This window comes from Kitasatospora sp. NPDC058492, assembly GCF_042720685.1.
Lineage (GTDB): Bacteria > Actinomycetota > Actinomycetes > Streptomycetales > Streptomycetaceae > Kitasatospora.
In genome coordinates, this window is record NZ_JBHXMU010000003.1 from 128,428 (window position 1) to 145,616 (window position 17,189).

General features: G+C 72.9%; 12 protein-coding genes. 5 read left to right on the forward strand and 7 right to left on the reverse strand.

Translation table 11 applies throughout. The features are described from left to right. Positions 1 to 82 precede the first annotated feature (82 nt). Positions 83 to 1,981 carry an ABC transporter ATP-binding protein gene (locus ACFWPI_RS03315; RefSeq protein ID WP_380378511.1) on the forward strand — a complete coding sequence of 633 codons (1,899 nt, stop codon included), beginning with the start codon at positions 83 to 85 and terminating at the stop codon, positions 1,979 to 1,981. Positions 1,982 to 2,185: 204 nt separating this feature from the next. Here ACFWPI_RS03315 and lepA read toward each other — a convergent pair whose 3' ends face one another. Next, entirely contained in the window at positions 2,186 to 4,054 is a 1,869-nt protein-coding gene (gene lepA, locus ACFWPI_RS03320) for a translation elongation factor 4 (RefSeq protein ID WP_079135577.1), read from the reverse strand. A 188-nt stretch (positions 4,055 to 4,242) separates the two neighbouring features. On the opposite strand from lepA, the gene ACFWPI_RS03325 reads away from it, so the two are divergent. Both ACFWPI_RS03325 and rpsT read left to right on the forward strand, forming a co-directional pair. Beyond that, the gene (locus tag ACFWPI_RS03325; protein WP_380378501.1) at positions 4,243 to 4,548 is read left to right on the forward strand and encodes an antibiotic biosynthesis monooxygenase family protein; all 306 of its coding nucleotides are present in this window, start codon (positions 4,243 to 4,245) and stop codon (positions 4,546 to 4,548) included. A gap of 174 nt (positions 4,549 to 4,722) precedes the next feature. Next, positions 4,723 to 4,992: a 30S ribosomal protein S20 gene (rpsT, locus tag ACFWPI_RS03330; protein ID WP_063347533.1), complete on the forward strand. Its 270-nt coding sequence runs from the start codon at positions 4,723 to 4,725 to the stop codon at positions 4,990 to 4,992. Positions 4,993 to 5,383: 391 nt separating this feature from the next. On the opposite strand, the gene holA is transcribed toward rpsT, so the two are convergent. Continuing rightward, positions 5,384 to 6,382: a DNA polymerase III subunit delta gene (gene holA / locus ACFWPI_RS03335; RefSeq protein WP_063347534.1), complete on the reverse strand. Its 999-nt coding sequence runs from the start codon at positions 6,380 to 6,382 to the stop codon at positions 5,384 to 5,386. Between the two features lie 144 nt (positions 6,383 to 6,526). On the opposite strand from holA, the gene ACFWPI_RS03340 reads away from it, so the two are divergent. Both ACFWPI_RS03340 and ACFWPI_RS03345 read left to right on the forward strand, forming a co-directional pair. Continuing rightward, positions 6,527 to 6,820 (forward strand): hypothetical protein, encoded by a 294-nt coding sequence (locus ACFWPI_RS03340; protein WP_350878232.1) that lies wholly within the window; start codon positions 6,527 to 6,529, stop codon positions 6,818 to 6,820. Positions 6,821 to 7,118: 298 nt separating this feature from the next. Further along, positions 7,119 to 7,856, forward strand: a complete 738-nt coding sequence (locus tag ACFWPI_RS03345; RefSeq protein ID WP_380378498.1) for a chitinase — start codon at positions 7,119 to 7,121, stop codon at positions 7,854 to 7,856. A 206-nt stretch (positions 7,857 to 8,062) separates the two neighbouring features. On the opposite strand, the gene ACFWPI_RS03350 is transcribed toward ACFWPI_RS03345, so the two are convergent. The 5 genes from ACFWPI_RS03350 to leuS form a co-directional block, all read right to left on the reverse strand. Beyond that, positions 8,063 to 10,624 carry a ComEC/Rec2 family competence protein gene (locus ACFWPI_RS03350; RefSeq protein WP_380378496.1) on the reverse strand — a complete coding sequence of 854 codons (2,562 nt, stop codon included), beginning with the start codon at positions 10,622 to 10,624 and terminating at the stop codon, positions 8,063 to 8,065. 115 nt (positions 10,625 to 10,739) lie between these two features. Further along, positions 10,740 to 11,771 carry a ComEA family DNA-binding protein gene (locus ACFWPI_RS03355; RefSeq protein WP_380378494.1) on the reverse strand — a complete coding sequence of 344 codons (1,032 nt, stop codon included), beginning with the start codon at positions 11,769 to 11,771 and terminating at the stop codon, positions 10,740 to 10,742. Between the two features lie 152 nt (positions 11,772 to 11,923). Next, on the reverse strand, positions 11,924 to 12,769 hold the full coding sequence (locus ACFWPI_RS03360; protein ID WP_063347537.1) for a DegV family protein: 846 nt from the start codon (positions 12,767 to 12,769) through the stop codon (positions 11,924 to 11,926). A 153-nt stretch (positions 12,770 to 12,922) separates the two neighbouring features. Beyond that, complete coding sequence (locus ACFWPI_RS03365; RefSeq protein ID WP_380378491.1) at positions 12,923 to 13,729, reverse strand: hypothetical protein; 807 nt, start codon at positions 13,727 to 13,729, stop codon at positions 12,923 to 12,925. Positions 13,730 to 14,057: 328 nt separating this feature from the next. Further along, positions 14,058 to 16,940 (reverse strand): leucine--tRNA ligase, encoded by a 2,883-nt coding sequence (gene leuS, locus ACFWPI_RS03370; RefSeq protein WP_380378489.1) that lies wholly within the window; start codon positions 16,938 to 16,940, stop codon positions 14,058 to 14,060. Positions 16,941 to 17,189 lie beyond the last annotated feature (249 nt).

Genomic DNA, 17,189 nt, shown 5'->3' on the forward strand with positions numbered 1-17,189 from the left:
GGCCGCGGACCCCGCCGACGAACTGCCCAGCGACTCGCAGGCCGCCGCCGCCCGCCGCGGCCCCGCCGGACCGGGCCGCTTCATGGGCGGCCAGGGCACCGAGAAGTCCATGGACTTCAAGGGCTCCGGCAAGCGGCTGCTCGCCCTGCTACGCCCCGAACGCAACCTGATCTCCGGCGTGCTGGCCCTCGGCGTGCTCAGCATCGGCTGCGCCGTCACCGGCCCCAAGGTCCTCGGCAACGCCACCGACCTGATCTTCGCCGGCGTCGTCGGCGCCCGCTTCGAACCCGGCACCTCCAAGGCGCAGATCGTCGAGGGGCTGCGCGCCCACGGCGAGGGCGGCGTCGCCGGCCTGCTCTCCTCGGTGGACTTCACCCCCGGCCAGGGCATGGACTTCGGCGCCATCGGCACCGTCCTGCTCTGGGTGCTGGTCATCTACCTCGCCTCCGCTCTGTTCGGCATCGTCCAGGGCCGGCTGGCCACCACGGCGATCCAGCGGGCCGGCTACCGGCTGCGCCAGGACGTCGAGGCCAAAATCGCCCGACTGCCGCTCAGCTACTTCGACAAGCAGCCGCGCGGCGAGGTGCTCAGCCGGGTCACCAACGACATCGACAACATCAGCCAGTCCATGCAGCAGACCATGGGACAGGTCGTCAACTCGCTGCTCACCGTGGTCGGCGTGCTGGCAATGATGTTCTGGATCTCCCCGCTGCTGGCGACGATCGCCCTGGTCTCGGTGCCGCTGTCGGTGGTCGTCGCCGCCAAGGTCGGCAAGCGGGCGCAGCCCCAGTTCGTCCAGCAGTGGAAGTCCACCGGCCAACTCAACGCGCACATCGAGGAGATGTACACCGGCCACACCCTGGTCAAGGTGTTCGGCCGCCAGCGCGAGTCCGCCGAGACCTTCCGCGAGCACAACGAGGCGCTGTACACCTCCAGCTTCCGGGCGCAGTTCATCTCCGGGATCATCCAGCCCGCGATGATGCTGATCGGCAACCTGCAGTACGTGCTGGTCGCGGTCGTCGGCGGCCTGCGGGTGGCCAGCGGCGCGCTGTCCATCGGCGACGTACAGGCGTTCATCCAGTACTCGCGGCAGTTCAGCCAGCCACTCACCCAGGTCGCCAGCATGGCCAACCTGGTGCAGTCCGGGGTCGCCTCCGCCGAGCGCGTCTTCGAGCTGCTGGACGCCCCCGAGCAGACCCCCGAACCGGCCGTGTCCGAGCGGCCCGACACCATCCACGGCCGGGTCGCCTTCCAGGACGTGTCCTTCCGCTACGACCCCGAGAAGCCGCTCATCGAGGACCTCTCGCTCAAGGTCGAACCCGGCCAGACCGTCGCCATCGTCGGCCCCACCGGCGCCGGCAAGACCACCCTGGTCAACCTCCTGATGCGGTTCTACGAGGTCAGCTCCGGACGCATCACCCTCGACGGGGTCGACGTCTCCGCGATGTCCCGCGAGGACCTGCGCTCCGGCATCGGCATGGTGCTCCAGGACACCTGGCTGTTCGGCGGCACCATCGCCGACAACATCGCCTACGGCGCCCAGGGAGCCACCCGCGAGCAGGTCGTCGAGGCCGCCAAGGCCGCCCACGTCGACCGCTTCGTGCGCACCCTGCCGGACGGCTACGACACCGTCATCGACGACGACGGCGCCGGGGTCAGCGCGGGCGAGAAGCAGCTGATCACCATCGCCCGGGCGTTCCTCGCCCAGCCGTCGATCCTCGTCCTGGACGAGGCGACCAGCTCCGTCGACACCCGCACCGAGGTGCTGATCCAGCGGGCCATGGCCCGGCTGCGCACCGGCCGCACCAGCTTCGTGATCGCGCACCGGCTCTCCACCATCCGGGACGCCGACGTGATCCTGGTGATGGAGAACGGCTCGATCGTCGAACAGGGCTCGCACGACGAGCTGATCGCCGCGCACGGCGCCTACGCGCGGCTGTACCAGGCGCAGTTCGCGGAGGCCGTGGCCGAGGTGGACTGACCGCCGCACACCGCCGGCGCCGAGCCGGGGCGGGCCCGAACCGCCCCGGCTCCTCGTCCGCGGCGCGCTGCGGCGGGAGAAGCTGCGGCGGGGGAAGCTGCGGCGGTCCGCTCCGGCGGGGAAACTGCGGCGGCCCGCTCCGGCGGAGAGAACGAGGAGGGGCCCGGGCGGTTGTCCGCCCGGGCCCCTCTCACGCGCCTGTGGTTACTTCTTTTCCTTCGGCGCCTCGGCGTCGGTGGACAGCGCGGCGATGAAGGCCTCCTGCGGGACCTCCACGCGGCCGACCATCTTCATCCGCTTCTTGCCTTCCTTCTGCTTCTCCAGCAGCTTGCGCTTGCGCGAGATGTCACCGCCGTAGCACTTGGCGAGGACGTCCTTGCGGATCGCGCGGACCGTCTCACGGGCGATCACCCGGGAGCCGATGGCCGCCTGGATCGGCACCTCGAACTGCTGACGCGGGATCAGCTTCTGCAGCTTGCCCGCCATCATCACGCCGTAGCCGTAGGCCTTGTCCTTGTGCACGATCGCGGAGAAGGCGTCCACCGCGTCGCCGTGCAGCAGGATGTCGACCTTCACCAGCTGGGCGGACTGCTCGCCGATGGGCTCGTAGTCGAGCGAGGCGTAGCCGCGGGTCTTGGACTTCAGCTGGTCGAAGAAGTCGAAGACGATCTCGGCGAGCGGCAGGGTGTAGCGCAGCTCGACCCGGTCCTCGGACAGGTAGTCCATGCCCTGGAGGTTGCCGCGGCGGGACTGGCAGAGCTCCATGATCGCGCCGACGAACTCGTTGGGCGCCAGGATGGTGCCGCGCACGACCGGCTCGTACACCTCGGCAAGCTTGCCGGTCGGGAACTCGCTCGGGTTGGTGACGATGTGCTCGGTGCCGTCCTCCATGACCACCCGGTAGACCACGTTCGGGGCGGTGGAGATCAGGTCGAGGTTGAACTCGCGCTCCAGGCGCTCCCGGATGATCTCCAGGTGCAGCAGGCCGAGGAAGCCGCAGCGGTAGCCGAAGCCGAGCGCGACCGAGGTCTCCGGCTCGTACACCAGCGCGGCGTCGTTCAGCCGCAGCTTGTCCAGGGCGTCGCGCAGCAGCGGGTAGTCCGAGCCGTCCAGCGGGTACAGGCCGGAGAACACCATCGGGCGCGGCTCCTTGTAGCCGCCCAGCGCCTCGGTCGCACCCTTGTGCATCGAGGTGATGGTGTCACCGACCTTGGACTGCCGGACGTCCTTCACACCGGTGATGATGTAACCCACCTCGCCGACGCCCAGGCCGTCGGCGACCTTCGGCTCGGGCGAGATGACGCCGATCTCCAGCAGCTCGTGGGTGGCGCCGGTGGACATCATCGCGATCCGCTCGCGCTTGGTGAGCTGCCCGTCCACGACACGCACGTAGGTGACCACGCCGCGGTAGGAGTCGTACACCGAGTCGAAGATCATCGCGCGGGCCGGGGCGTCCTTGACGCCGACCGGGGCCGGGATGGTGTTGACGATGTGGTCCAGCAGGTCCTCGACGCCGAGGCCGGTCTTGGCGCTGACCTGCAGCACGTCCGAGGGGTCGCAGCCGATGATGTGCGCGATCTCCGCCGCGTACTTCTCCGGCTGGGCGGCCGGCAGGTCGATCTTGTTCAGCACCGGGACGATCGTGAGGTCGTTCTCCAGCGCCAGGTACAGGTTGGCGAGGGTCTGTGCCTCGATGCCCTGGGCCGCGTCGACCACCAGGATGGTGCCCTCGCAGGCCGCGAGGGAGCGGGACACCTCGTACGTGAAGTCCACGTGGCCGGGGGTGTCGATCATGTTGAGGATGTGCGTCGTCCCGGCATTCGGACCGGTCTTCGGCGCCCACGGGAGGCGGACCGCCTGCGACTTGATGGTGATGCCGCGCTCGCGCTCGATGTCCATGCGGTCGAGGTACTGGGCGCGCATCTGCCGCGGGTCGACGACGCCGGTGATCTGCAGCATCCGGTCTGCGAGCGTCGACTTGCCGTGGTCGATGTGGGCGATGATGCAGAAGTTGCGGATCAGCGCCGGGTCGGTACGGCTGGGCTCTGGCACATTGCTGGGGGTCGCGGGCACCTTGGTCCGATTCTCCGTTGGTCCGGGGCCGGGGGTGTCCTGGTCATCGCTGACCGGTTTTCCCGGGGACCGGACAGTCTCGTCCGATCGAAATAGTTCCTCCCATCTTCCCACGACCACGGCGCGGACCGCCGTTCGGTCCGCCCGGACCTTCTCCGGGCCCGCGCCAGGCGGCAGGATGGCACCCCGTGATCCTCGAAAGCGCCCTGCTCGACGTCCTGCCCGGCCTGGAGGACGAATTCCTCGCCGCCTTCGCCGAGGCCCGGCCCCTGATCGCCGTCCAGCAGGGCTTCCGCTCCCTGCACCTGCGGCGCTGCCTCGACGAAGGACGCGGCTCGCGATTCCTCCTCCAGGTGGAATGGGAGACGCTCGCGGACCACACCGAGGGCTTCCGCCGCTCAGCCGAGTACCGGCAGTGGCGGGAGCTGCTGCACCACTTCTACCGGCCGTTCCCGGAGGTCGAGCACTACGGGGAGCCGGTGCTCAGCGCGTAGCCGACCCAGTACTGCACAGGCGACCCGCCGTGGGGCCGGGCTCCCGGTTTGGGGCGGGTGGCGGGCCCCTGGTAGCGTGGGCTGCTGCACCTGGCCCCGGCATGCCCTCTCAGCTGCCCGGCGGCCGCGCGGTGCAGCCCGTTCAATCCTTTTAGACAAGACTGAGGCTCCTTCGTGGCGAACATCAAGTCCCAGATCAAGCGCAACAAGACCAACGAGAAGGCGCGCCTGCGCAACAAGGCCGTCAAGTCCTCGCTGAAGACCGCCCTGCGCAAGGCCCGTGAGGCCGCTGCCGCCGGCGAGACCGAGAAGGCCACCGTGCTGGCCCGCGCCGCCTCCAAGGCGCTGGACAAGGCCGTGAGCAAGGGCGTCATCCACGCCAACCAGGCCGCCAACAAGAAGTCGGCCATCACCAAGCGCGTCAACACGGCCGCCCAGGCCTGACGCCCCGGGGGCCTCGGCCCCCACCGCCTCGGGACGGACCCGGCCCTCTACCCGGACCCCTGAGGCGCGTGAGACTCGCACCGCACGCGGCCTGCGTTCGCCACGCGGGTGCGGTGTACGAAGCAGTACGACAGGCGCCGTAGTCGGCCTCTCTCCAGAGGCCCACTGCGGCGCCTGTCGCGTTCCGCGGCCCGACCGCTGTCGTCGGTCACGCGTGTCCGGGGCTCGGGGGCTCGGGGGTTCCGGGGCTCCGGGGCTCCGGGGCTCCGGCGGCGCTGCGGGCCGGCGTCTGGGGGACCGTCCGCTCGATGGGCACGTAGGCGGTGGCAGGTGGGTCGGCGGGTAGCCGGGTCCGGCTCGTCCTGGGTCCGGTCCGGTGGCCCCGCCGCCGTCAGTACGCCGGGCGGGACCCGGCCCGGGCCGCCCGGGCGACGGCCACCACCGCGCGCTCCAGCGCGAAGGCCGGATCGTCCGAGCCGCCCTTGACGGCGGCGTCGGCCTGGGCGATCGCGGTCAGCGCGGTGGCCACCCCGTCGCCCGTCCAGCCGCGCATCTGCTGGCGCACCCGATCGACCTTCCACGGCGGCATGCCCAACTCGCGGGCCAGGTCCGCCGGACGCATGTTCCGCCCGGTGGTCGCCAGCCGCCCGATGCTACGCACGCCGGAGGCCAGTGCGTAGGTGATGCCGGTCGGCGGCTGGCCCACCGCCAGCGCCCAGCGCAGCCGCTCCAGCGCCTCCGCGGCCCGGCCGGTGACCGCCAGATCGGCCACCTCGAAGCCCGTCGCCTCGGCCCGGCCGCTGTAGTAGCGGGCCACCACCGTCTCGTCGATCGCGCCCTCGACGTCCGAGGTCAGCTGGCTGCACGCGGCCGCCAGCTCGCGCAGGTCGCTGCCGAGCGAGTCCAGCAGGGCCTGGCAGGCCTCCGGTGTGGCCGAGCGGCCCAGCGTACGGAACTCGCCCCGGACGAAGGCCAGCCGCTCGTTCGCCTTGGTCAGCTTCGCGCACGCCACCTCGCGACCGCCCGCCTTGCGCCCGGCGTCCAGCAGGCCCTTGCCCTTGGCCCCGCCCGCGTGCGCCAGCACCATGATCACTTCTTCGGCCGGCGCCTCGATGTACGCCTTGACCTCCTTCACCGAGTCGGCGGAGAGGTCCTGCGCGGCCCGCACCACGATCACCTTGCGCTCGGCGAACAGCGACGGCGTGGTCAGCTCGGCCAGGCTGCCCGGCTGCAGGCTGCCGGGCGGCAGATCCCGCACGTCGGTGTCCGGGTCCGCCGCCTTTGCCGCCGCCACCACCTGGGCGACCGCGCGGTCCAGCAGCAGCTCCTCCTGGCCGACCGCGAGGGTCAGCGGGGCGAGCAGGTCGTCGGGTGCACTCTTCCTGGCCATCGCCTACCAGCATCCCACGGGGCGCGGACACTCCCGCCCGGGGCGACCCCCGCCCCCGGTCCCGCCCGGTCCCGCCTCTCCGGCCCGACCTGCCCGACCCGACCTGCCCGACCGCGCCGATCACCCGACCTGGAGAATGGTCCGGTGACCGAGAACCACACCACCGACCTGCCGGACGTCAACGACCCGCACGCCCGGCAACTGCTCGTCCTGCCCGACCGCGACGCCGCCGAGGACGCCTCCGAGGAGCTCAGCGCCGCCCACCCCGACCTCGGCGAGCTCGACCTCGTCCGGGACGCCCTAGCCGGCGAGGACGACGCCGAGGACGCCCAGTGGCTGGTCGTCGTCGAGCCCCCGGAGGACGGCTGGACCCCGGCCCTGCTGCGCGCCCTCGACGCCATCGCCGTCGAGCACGAGGGCTGGCGCGAGGAAGGCTGACCCGGCCGGCCGGGCCCGGCCCGGAGTCTTCGAGAGGGACGGGCGAGGGGGGACGGGCCCCGGACGCGGCGCTGCGCCCGTTCCGGGCCGAGGAGCACGAGGCCACCGGGTCCGGCCACCGCGGCGTCAACCCTCGATGAGCCACACCCCTGTCGAGTGATTCACCGTCACTTCCGCGCCTCCTCACCCCAAGTGCGTGCCATTCTGCGAACGTTGCTTCGGCCACGAATCTTCGCGCATCCGAGCCGGCTGCCCGCAGGGGCCCAGCGACTCGGTCCACGCCACCCAAGGAGTGCAGATGTCGGTATCCCGCGCCCTCTCCCGGACCCGGTCCCGCGTTCTGGCCGTGCTGAGCGCCGCCGCAGTCGCGAGCGGGCTGGCGGTCGCCGTTCCGGCGACGCCCGCCTCCGCCGACGGGTTCGTGGTCAGCGAGGCCCAGTTCAACCAGATGTTCCCGAACCGGAACTCCTTCTACACGTACGACGGCCTGGTCAATGCGCTGAGCGCCTACCCCGGGTTCGCCACCACCGGCGACGACGCGACGCGCAAGCGGGAGGCGGCCGCCTTCCTCGCCAACGTCAGCCACGAGACCGGCGGCCTGCGGTACGTCGTCGAGCAGAACACCGCCAACTACAGCCACTACTGCGACGCCTCGCAGTCCTACGGCTGTCCGGCTGGCCAGAGCGCCTACTACGGGCGCGGCCCGCTCCAGATCAGCTGGAACTTCAACTACAAGGCGGCGGGCGACGCCCTGCACATCGACCTGCTGGACGACCCGTACCAGGTGGAACGGGACTCCGCCGTCTCCTGGAAGACCGGCCTCTGGTTCTGGGACACCCAGAGCGGCGCCGGGACGATGACCGCGCACGACGCCATCGTCAACGGCAGGGGCTTCGGCGAGACCATCCGCAGCATCAACGGCGCCCTCGAATGCGACGGCAAGAACCCGGACGAGCGGAACGACCGCATCAACCTCTTCCAGAACTTCGTCGGCATCCTCGGCACCGACGTCGGCGGCGGCAACATCTCCTGCTGACCCGACCGGCCCTGCCGACAGCTCGCGCTTGATGGTCGAGTGCGACGCGCCATCGCAGGTGCCCGTACTTCGGCGCGCTCCGGGCGGGGCCCGGAGCGCGCCGCAATCGTTCTCCGGGCCCCGCCCCGCCCCCCGCCCCCTCCCTCCTCCCCACCCCAACCCCTTTCCCTTCCCCACCTGATGGTTGGGAGGAGAGGAGGGCGGGGTCAGCCGGGCGGGGCTCGCGGGGTGTGCGAGCCCCGCCCGGTACGGGAGGCGGGCGCTCCGTCCGCAGCGTGCGAGCGGGGCTTGCGCGCCTCGTGCGCCGCCTGCGGGTGCACGGACACCCCGAGGACGGCCGGCGATCCGCCCGTCACCGCGATGTCGCCCACCCGATCGGTGCGCAGCACGCTCGCACCCAGCGCGCGCAGCCGGTCCACCGTCCGCACGGACGGATGCCCGTACGCGTTTCCCTCGCCGCACGAGATCAATGCCAGCCGGGGACGCAACGCACCGGTCAAAGCCCAGTCCTGATGCGCCGATCCATGGTGCGCCACCTTCAGGACGTCCACCCGCCCCAACCGGCCCAGCAGCGCCGACTGGGCAGGCGGTTCGAGGTCCCCGAGCAACGCCATCCGCAGTCCGCCCGCCACCGACACCAGCAGCGCGACGCTCGCGTTGTTCGCCCCCGGGGCCTCGACAGCCGCCCCGGCGTCGGGCCAGACCACCTCCCAGGACAACGCCGGGCCCGCCGAGCGCCGTTCACCGCGCCCCGCGCGCAGCAGCGGGACTCCGGCACCGACCGCCCAGCCCGCCACCCGGGCCGCCTCACCCGGTGGATCGTCCAGGGTCGTGCCCTCGATCGCTCCGACCCGGCGGCCCCGGACCACCCCCGGCACACCCTCGACGTGATCGGCGTGGAAGTGCGTCACCACCAACAGCGGCACTTCCGTGACACCCAGATCCCGCAGGCACCTGTCGGCGGCGTTCGGATCCGGCCCCGCATCGACCACCACCGCGCTGTCCGGTGCACCGGCCGCGAGCACCAGCATGTCCCCTTGGCCCACGTCGCACATCACCATCCGCCACCCCGGCGGCGGCCAGCCGGTCGCGATCCGGGTGAGCTGCGGTGGCCGCAGCAGCACGGCCAGCAGGACCACGAGCAGCACCCCCGTCACCAGCGCCCGCACCCACCGCCGCCGGGCACGGACGGGCTTGCCGGACGGCGCTCGCCGTGGCAGCAGGAGCGGCATCACCCAGCAGGCCGCCAGGGTGGCCAGCGCGACCGTCGCCGTCCCGAACCACCCGCCCGGCCAGGAGAGTTGGCCGCCCGGAAGTTCGGCGCCGCGCCGCGCCACCAGGGCGAGCCAGCCGACCGGCACTCCGGCCGGCTCCGCGAGCAGGCGGGCCAGGTCCGGGAGGAGCGGCTGCAGCACGAGCACCCCGAAGCCGAGCAGGGTCGCCGGGGCCACCGCCAGTTCGGCCAGCAGGTTGCACGGGATCGCGACCAGGCTGACGTGCCCGGACAGCACCACCGTCACCGGCGCGCACAGGGCCTGGGCGGCGGCCGTCGCCGCCAGGGCACCCGCCAGGTGGTGCGGCCAGCGCCGGGACCGCAGCGCCTCGGCCCAGTGCGGCCCGAGGACGAGCAGCCCGGCCGTGGCGAGCACCGAGAGCAGGAATCCGAAGGAACGCGCCAGGAACGGGTCGAGCAGGACGAGCACCAGGACCGCCCCGGCGAGCGCGGGCACCGCCTGCCGGGGCCGGCCGGTGGCCAGCGCGAGCATGCCGATCAGCCCCGTCCCGGCCGCGCGCAGCACGCTGGGCTCCGGCCGGCAGACGGCGACGAAGGCCAGCGTCAGCGCCGTCCCGAGCAGCGCGCTGGTGTGCAGCGAGAGCCCCAGCAGCGCGGCCAGCCCGCGCCGTTCCGGGGTGCCGGCCTGCCCCGGGGCGCCCAGCAGCGCGCCGAGGACGATCGCCAGGTTGGCCCCGCTCACCGCCACCAGGTGCACCAGGTCGGTGGCCCGGAAGGCGTCCTCAAGGTCGTCGGGCAGTCGCGAGGTGTCCCCCACGACCAGGCCCGGGAGCAGCCCGCGCGCGTCCGGCGGGAGCCCGTCGCTGGCCGTGCGCAGACCGGCACGCAGCCGCCCGGCGATCCGCTGCGGCAGGTTCGGCGGCGCGAGGCGGCGGGGCGGGCCGTGGACGACCAGCAGCGCCGCGCACTCGGTGTCGTAGCCGTCTCCCGCGGGCCGCACCTCGGCCTCCACCACCAGCCGCTCCGACGGGAGCAGCCCCTGCCAGGGCCCGGATTCCGCGCCCCGGACCATGACGGTCACCGGGGTTCGCGTCCGGGTACTGCGCCCGTCCGGCAGGAGCGTGACCCGGTCGGCCACCGCGTCGACGGTGAGGAGGGTCTGCCCGCCGGTGGTCCCGCCCCGGGCCGCGTGGGACTTCGGGTCCCCCGCGACGGTCAGCTCCGCCTCCACCACCCGAGCGGGCTCGCCCGGGGATCGCGGCGGGGCGTGCTCGGCCGCTCGGACGAGCTCCGGCAGCGGACCCCGGTGCAGATCGGCGGTGTGCAGCGGGGTGGCCACCGCGGCGGCGGCTCCGGTGAGCAGGACGGCCGCCAGCGCGGCGGCACCCGCCAGGCCGAAGGCGAGGACGTCGTACCCCGGCTCCAGGCCGAGGAGCGCGGCCGTCACCACCCAGGCCGAGACGGCGGGAAGCAGCAGCCGGAAGTCGGCACCGGTGGAGCGGTTCGGCAGGTTCGGTTCGGTGGTGGCGGGCACGGCGGTACCTCCCTTCGGCGGGTGGCGGCGACGGACGAACGACGACGACGACGAGCAACGACGGCCGACGACGGACGGGCGGGAGAACAGGCGGGCAAGGGGACGGACGGGGAGGTCAGAGGGTCAGCAGCGGACGGAGTTCCGCGAACGTGCGCGCCCCGATGCCGCTGACCTGCCGGAGCTGGTCGAGCGTGCGGAACGAGCCGTGCGACGTGCGGTAGGCGAGGATGCGCTGGGCGAGGGTCGGGCCGACGCCGGGGAGGGTGTCCAGCTGTTCGAGGCCGGCGCGGTTGAGGCTGACGGGCGGTCTGGGCGTGCCGGCCGCCGGCGGTCCGTTGCCGGCTCCGGCTCCCGGGGCGGAGGCCTGAGCCGGCTCGCCGACCAGGATCTGTTCACCGTCCGTCAGGACCCGGGCCAGGTTGAGGCTTCGGGTGTCCGTCTCCGGCAGCGGACCGCCCGCCGCCCGTAGGGCGTCGGCCACCCGCGAGCCACCCGGCAGGGTGTGCAGGCCGGCGAGGTGAACCCGCCCGCCGATGTCGACCACGACGACCGCCCCACCCCCGGGGCCGACGGGATCGGCCACCGAGACCGCGGCCGGGCCCGGGCCCAAGGCCGGAGTCGGCACGGACGCGGATGCCGCCCCCGCCACCCCCTCCACCCCCGGCGAGACCGGTGGGACCGGTGAGACCGGGGCGGACGCCAACGCCGGCACGGCCACCGCCTGCGGTCTGGCCAGCCAGAAGTGCTGCACGGCGTAGCCGACCGCGAACAGCAGCAGGACGGCCAACCCGGCCACCGCCCGCCGGTCGAGTGCCATCGCCGAGCCGAATCGAAGGCCCGACCCGGCCCCCGGCCCCGGCGGATCCGCGTCACCGCCCGCCCTGACCGGCTCCAACGGCACAGGCGGCACAGGCCCCGCCGACGGAGGCCGCTCCCCCGCCCCGGACGGAACCGCGCCCGAAGGCGGCCCGGTCGACGCGAGCGCGCCCATCGCGGCACCGGAGCCCACCGGCCCGCCCGCCCCGGCCTCTGCTCCCGCCCCATCGCCCGCGACGCCGCCGCCGGTCGGCAGCAGCGCCGCCATCCGCAGCCGGACGGTCTCGTTGATCTCGTGGCGCTTCGCCGCGCCCAGGCCCATGGTCGTCATGCCGAGGACGGTAGGAGTCCTCGGCAGAGTACGCAGAAATTACCGAACCCCTGTGGATAACTCAGGGGTTGTGGACAAAACAGATCACTCACACGAGTGATCAGCGCCACGAAGAGTTGACCAGAGCCCGCGACACGGCACGCCCGGCCCGCTCAGCGCGGCGCGACGACCACCGCGAGCAGCCCCGGCCCGACGTGCGCGCCGATCACCGCCCCCACCTCGCCCACGTACAGCTCCCGCAGCCCCGGCACCCGGGCCCGCAGCCGCTCCGCGAGCGGCTCGGCCCGTTCCTCGGCCGCCAGGTGGTGCACGGTGATGTCGACCTCCCCGCCCCCCGAGCGCTCGACGGCGATCTCCTCCAAGCGCGCGATCGCCCGCGACGCGGTGCGCACCTTCTCCAGCGGTTCGATCCGCCCCCCGTCCAGGTGCAGCAGCGGCTTGACCGCCAGCGCCGACCCGAGCAGCGCCCGCGCCGCCCCGATCCGGCCACCCCTGCGCAGGTGTTCCAGGGTGTCGACGTAGAAGAACCCGCTGGTCACGGCCGCCCGCCGGGTGGCGGCCTCGGCCGCCTCCGCCAGGTCCCGCCCGGCCGCGATCGCCTCGGCCGCCGCCAGCACCGCGTATCCGAGGGCCATGCCGACCAGTCGGCTGTCCACCACCCGCACGGGTACCGGCGCCTCGGCGGCCGCCAGCCGGGCGGCCTCCACCGTGCCGGACAGCTCGCCGGAGATGTGCACCGAGACGATGCCCTTCGCCCCGGCCTCGGCGGCGGCCCGATAGGCGGCGGCGAAGGCCTCGGGGTTCGGTCGGGAGGTCGTCACCCGCTGCTTGTCGCGCAGCGCCTCGGCGACGTCCTTGGGGGAGATCTCGACGCCTTCGCACAGGACCGCGTCACCGACCGCGACGCTCAGCGGGACCACCGTGATCCCGTACCGGTCGAGGGTCTCCTGCGGCAGGTAGGCCGTGGAGTCGGTGACAAGTGCGAGGTCAGAGGGCATGAGGCGGAGATTACTCCCCGTTCGTCCGGGAGGACAGCGCCCGGGTGCGAGCCCCGAAAGGCCCCGAGGGCGCCGCCGGAGCAAGCACGCAGCACCCGCCGAAGCACGGCCGCAGCACCCGGCGCGGGGTGCTCGGCTCAGGCTCGGCTCAGCTCAGCCTGCCGTGGGCCCCGCCGACGGCTTCCGCAGCCGCTGGGCCAGCTTGGCCAGCGGGTCGGCGAGTCCGAGGAGCTCCTCGGCGCTCGGACGGCCCTTCCCGTCCGTCAGCCCGGCCCGCGCAGCACCCCCGGAGGCCGCCCCCGAGCCAGAACCCGAACCCGAGGACGCCCCCGAACCCGAGGACGCGGAGGACGCGGAGGACGCAGCGGAGCCGGAGCCGGAGGCGGACGCGGACGACGACTCCCCCGAGGTGTCCCAGTGCCGCAGCGCCCCCGCCTCGCTCTCGCACTCCTGGCTGAGCCGGCTCAGCTCGTCGTCCGCGAACCGGTGCATCCGGTCCTGCGCGGCCCAGCGCATGGTCTCCGCGGAGTGGGTGATCCGTTCGGCGCGCTCGCGCAGCTCCGGCAGCTTGGCCGCGATCCGCGCGGTGTCCGGCTCCCGCTCCAGCATCCGCAGTTCGCCGTCGAGTTCGGCGGCGTGTGCGTCGAGCCTGCCGAGCAGGGCGAGGGACTCGCCGAGCTGGCCGTCCTGGGGGAGGCCGCTCTCCAGCACCTGCCGGGTGCCGTCGAGCGAGGTGCGCAGGCCGAGCCGGACGGCGGCGATCTGGCCGGGCGGTCCGACCTTGGTGAAGGTCTTCGCCTTGAGGGTGGCGTTCTCCACGGCGCGCCGGGCGTTGGCCTCGTGCCGCCCGATCTTCGTGGCGACGGCCTTCGCCGCCTTGACCGTGCCGACCACGGCCAGGACGAACGCCGCGATCCCGAAGAGCAGGACCAGGCCGATCATCACGCCGAACGCGTCCATCGCGAGCCACCTTCCGCCACCGTTTCGGCCCCCACCGGACCCAACGCGGGCCGTACTGCCGAGGGTTCCACGGTAGCCGCCGGATCGGGCCCGGGGCGGACGGAACGGGCCCGGGCAGCGGAGATCAGGGACAGATCGGGGATCTCCCCGAGGGTTCGGGGGTCCTCCCAGGGCCCCGGGCACGAGCAAGGGCGGGCGTCCCGAAGGACACCCGCCCCAGCAGCCTCAGCCGGCCGACTACCAACCGACCGACATCAGCCGCGCGACCTCAACCGCAGCCGGCCGACCTCAACCGCAGCCGACCGACCTGAGCCTCAGCCTCTCAGCCTCAGCCCGTAACGATGTTCACCAGCTTCGGCGCCCGCGCGATCACCTTGCGCACCGGCGCCTCGCCGATCGCCGCGACGACGGCCGGGTCGGCCAGCGCCAGCGCCTCCAGCTCGGCGTCCGAGATCGTCGGCGCGACCTCCAGCCTGGCCTTCACCTTGCCCTTGAGCTGCACCACGCAGGTCACCGTCTCGTCCACCACGTACGCCGGGTCGGCGACCGGGTAGTCGGTGTGCGCCAGCGACTCGTCGTGGCCCAGCCGGCGCCACAGCTCCTCGGCGATGTGCGGGGCCAGCGGCGCGACGATCAGGACCAGCTGCTCGGCCACGGCGCGCGGCGTGGAGCCGCGCTTGACCAGGTAGTTGTTCAGCTCGATCGCCTTGGCGACGGCCGTGTTGAACCGCAGCCCGGCCATGTCGCCGCGGATGCCGTCGATCGCCTTGTGCAGGGCACGCAGCGTCGCCTCGTCCGGCTCCTCCTCGGTGACGACCAGGTCGCCGGTGGCCTCCGAGACGACGTTGCGCCACAGCCGCTGCAGGAAGCGGTACGAGCCGACGACGGCGCGGGTGTCCCAGGGGCGGGAGACGTCCAGCGGGCCCATGGACATCTCGTACAGGCGCAGCGTGTCGGCGCCGTACTCGTCGGCGATCTCGTCGGGGGCGACGGCGTTCTTCAGGGACTTGCCCATCTTGCCGGCCTCGCGCTTGACGGCCTCGCCCTGCCAGAAGTACTGGCCGTCGCGCTCCTCGACCTCGGCGGCGGGCACCGGGAAGCCGCGCTCGTCGCGGTAGACGTCGGCGGTGATCATGCCCTGGTTGAACAGCTTGTGGAACGGCTCGACGGACGAGACGTGGCCCAGGTCGTGCAGCACCTTGTGCCAGAAGCGCGCGTACAGCAGGTGCAGCACGGCGTGCTCGGCACCGCCGACGTACAGGTCGGCGCCGCCGGCCGGCTTGGTGGCCGTGGGGCCGAGCCAGTACTTCTCGTTGGCCGGGTCGACGACCGCCGAGGAGTTCGACGGGTCGACGTAGCGCAGCTCGTACCAGCACGAACCCGCCCAGTTGGGCATGGTGTTGGTCTCGCGCCGGTAGGTGCGGACGCCGTCGCCCAGGTCCAGTTCGACGTTGACCCAGGCCTCGTTGCGCGACAGCGGGGTCTTGGGCGAGGAGGTGGCGTCGTACGGGTCGTAGGTGTGCGGCGAGTAGTCCTCGACCTCGGGGACCTCGACCGGCAGCATCGACTCGGGCAGCGCGTGCATGACGCCGTCCTCGTCGTAGACGATCGGGAAGGGCTCGCCCCAGTACCGCTGGCGGCTGAACAGCCAGTCCCGCAGACGGTAGTTGACGGTGCCCTCGCCGATGCCGCGCTCGGCCAGCCAGGCGGTGACGGCGGCCTTGGCGTCGACGACGCCCAGCCCGTCCAGCGTCAGCCCGTCCCGGGAGGAGTTGACGATGACGGAGTCGTAGGTGTCGAAGGCGTCGTCCCAGGCGGCCGGGTCCTCGCCGCGCCCGTCGGTGGGCTGGACGACGCAGCGCATCGGCAGCGCGAAGGCGCGGGCGAAGGCGAAGTCGCGGTGGTCGTGGGCGGGGACGGCCATGATGGCGCCGGTGCCGTAGCCCATCAGCACGTAGTCGGCGATGAACACCGGGACGGACGCGCCGCTGACCGGGTTCACGGCGTAGGCGCCGGTGAAGACGCCGGTCTTGACCTTGGCCTCGACCTGCCGCTCGACGTCCGACTTGGCGGCGGCGGTGGCGCGGTAGGCGGCGACGGCCTCGGCGGGGGTGGCGGCGCCGCCGGTCCACTCGGCGGGCACGTCCGCGGGCCAGGCGGCCGGGACGATCGAGTCGACCAGGCCGTGCTCGGGGGCCAGCACCATGTAGGTGGCGCCGAACAGGGTGTCGGGCCGGGTGGTGAAGACGGTGATCTTCTCACCGGAGTCGACGGCGAAGTCGACCCGGGCGCCCTCGGAGCGCCCGATCCAGTTGCGCTGCTGGAGCTTGATGGCCTCGGGCCAGTCCAGCAGGTCCAGGTCGGAGATCAGGCGGTCGGAGTACGCGGTGATGCGCATCATCCACTGGCGCAGGTTGGACTTGAACACCGGGAAGTTGCCGCGCTCGGAGCGGCCGTCCGCGGTGACCTCCTCGTTGGCCAGGACGGTGCCCAGGCCGGGGCACCAGTTGACCGGCACCTCCTTGGAGTACGCCAGCCGGTACTCGCCCAGCAGTTCGTCGCGCTCGGCGGCGGACAGGTCGGCCCACGGGCGCCCGTCCGGGGTCGGCTTCGCGCCGGACTCGAACCGGGCGATCAGCTCGGCGATCGGCCGGGCCCGGCCGGCCTGCTCGTCGTACCAGGAGTTGAAGATCTGCAGGAAGATCCACTGGGTCCAGCGGTAGTACTCCGGGTCGATCGTGGAGATCGAGCGGCGCGGGTCGTGGCCCAGGCCCAGCCGGCGCAGCTGCTGGCGCATGTTGGCGATGTTGGCCTCGGTGGAGACCCGCGGGTGGGTGCCGGTCTGCACCGCGTACTGCTCGGCGGGCAGGCCGAACGCGTCGTAGCCCAGCGTGTGCAGCACGTTGTGGCCGGTCATCCGCTGGTAGCGGGCGTAGACGTCGGTGGCGATGTAGCCCAGCGGGTGGCCGACGTGCAGGCCCGCGCCCGAGGGGTACGGGAACATGTCCATGATGAAGCTGTGCGGCTTCGCGGCGACGTCTCCGGCCGCCGGGTCGGCCAGCGCACCGGCGGGGTTGGGGGCGTTGAAGGTGCCCTCCTTCTCCCAGAGGTCCTGCCAGCGGGACTCGATCTCCGCCGCCAGCGCGGCGCTGTACCGGAACGGCTCGGTCGCGGTCTCGGCCGTGCCGGACGCAGGGGTCGTCTCGCTCATGGTCCTTCAAGCTCCATCGATGTCAGTTGGCGAACCGCGGACACGGCCGGCCCGTGAACGGGGGCGGAAAACAAAAAATCCCCTCGCAGGAGGGGACGCCACGCCGACTCCGGCACCGCCCGAGGGCGTAACCGGTCCTGGTCAGCGCGGCCGGCTAAGGAGCAGGCGCACGGTTCGCATGGGCTCAGGGTACCGCAAGCAGATCAGCGCGCTCCCGGGTATCCACCGGGGCCCGACGGCCCCGGGCCC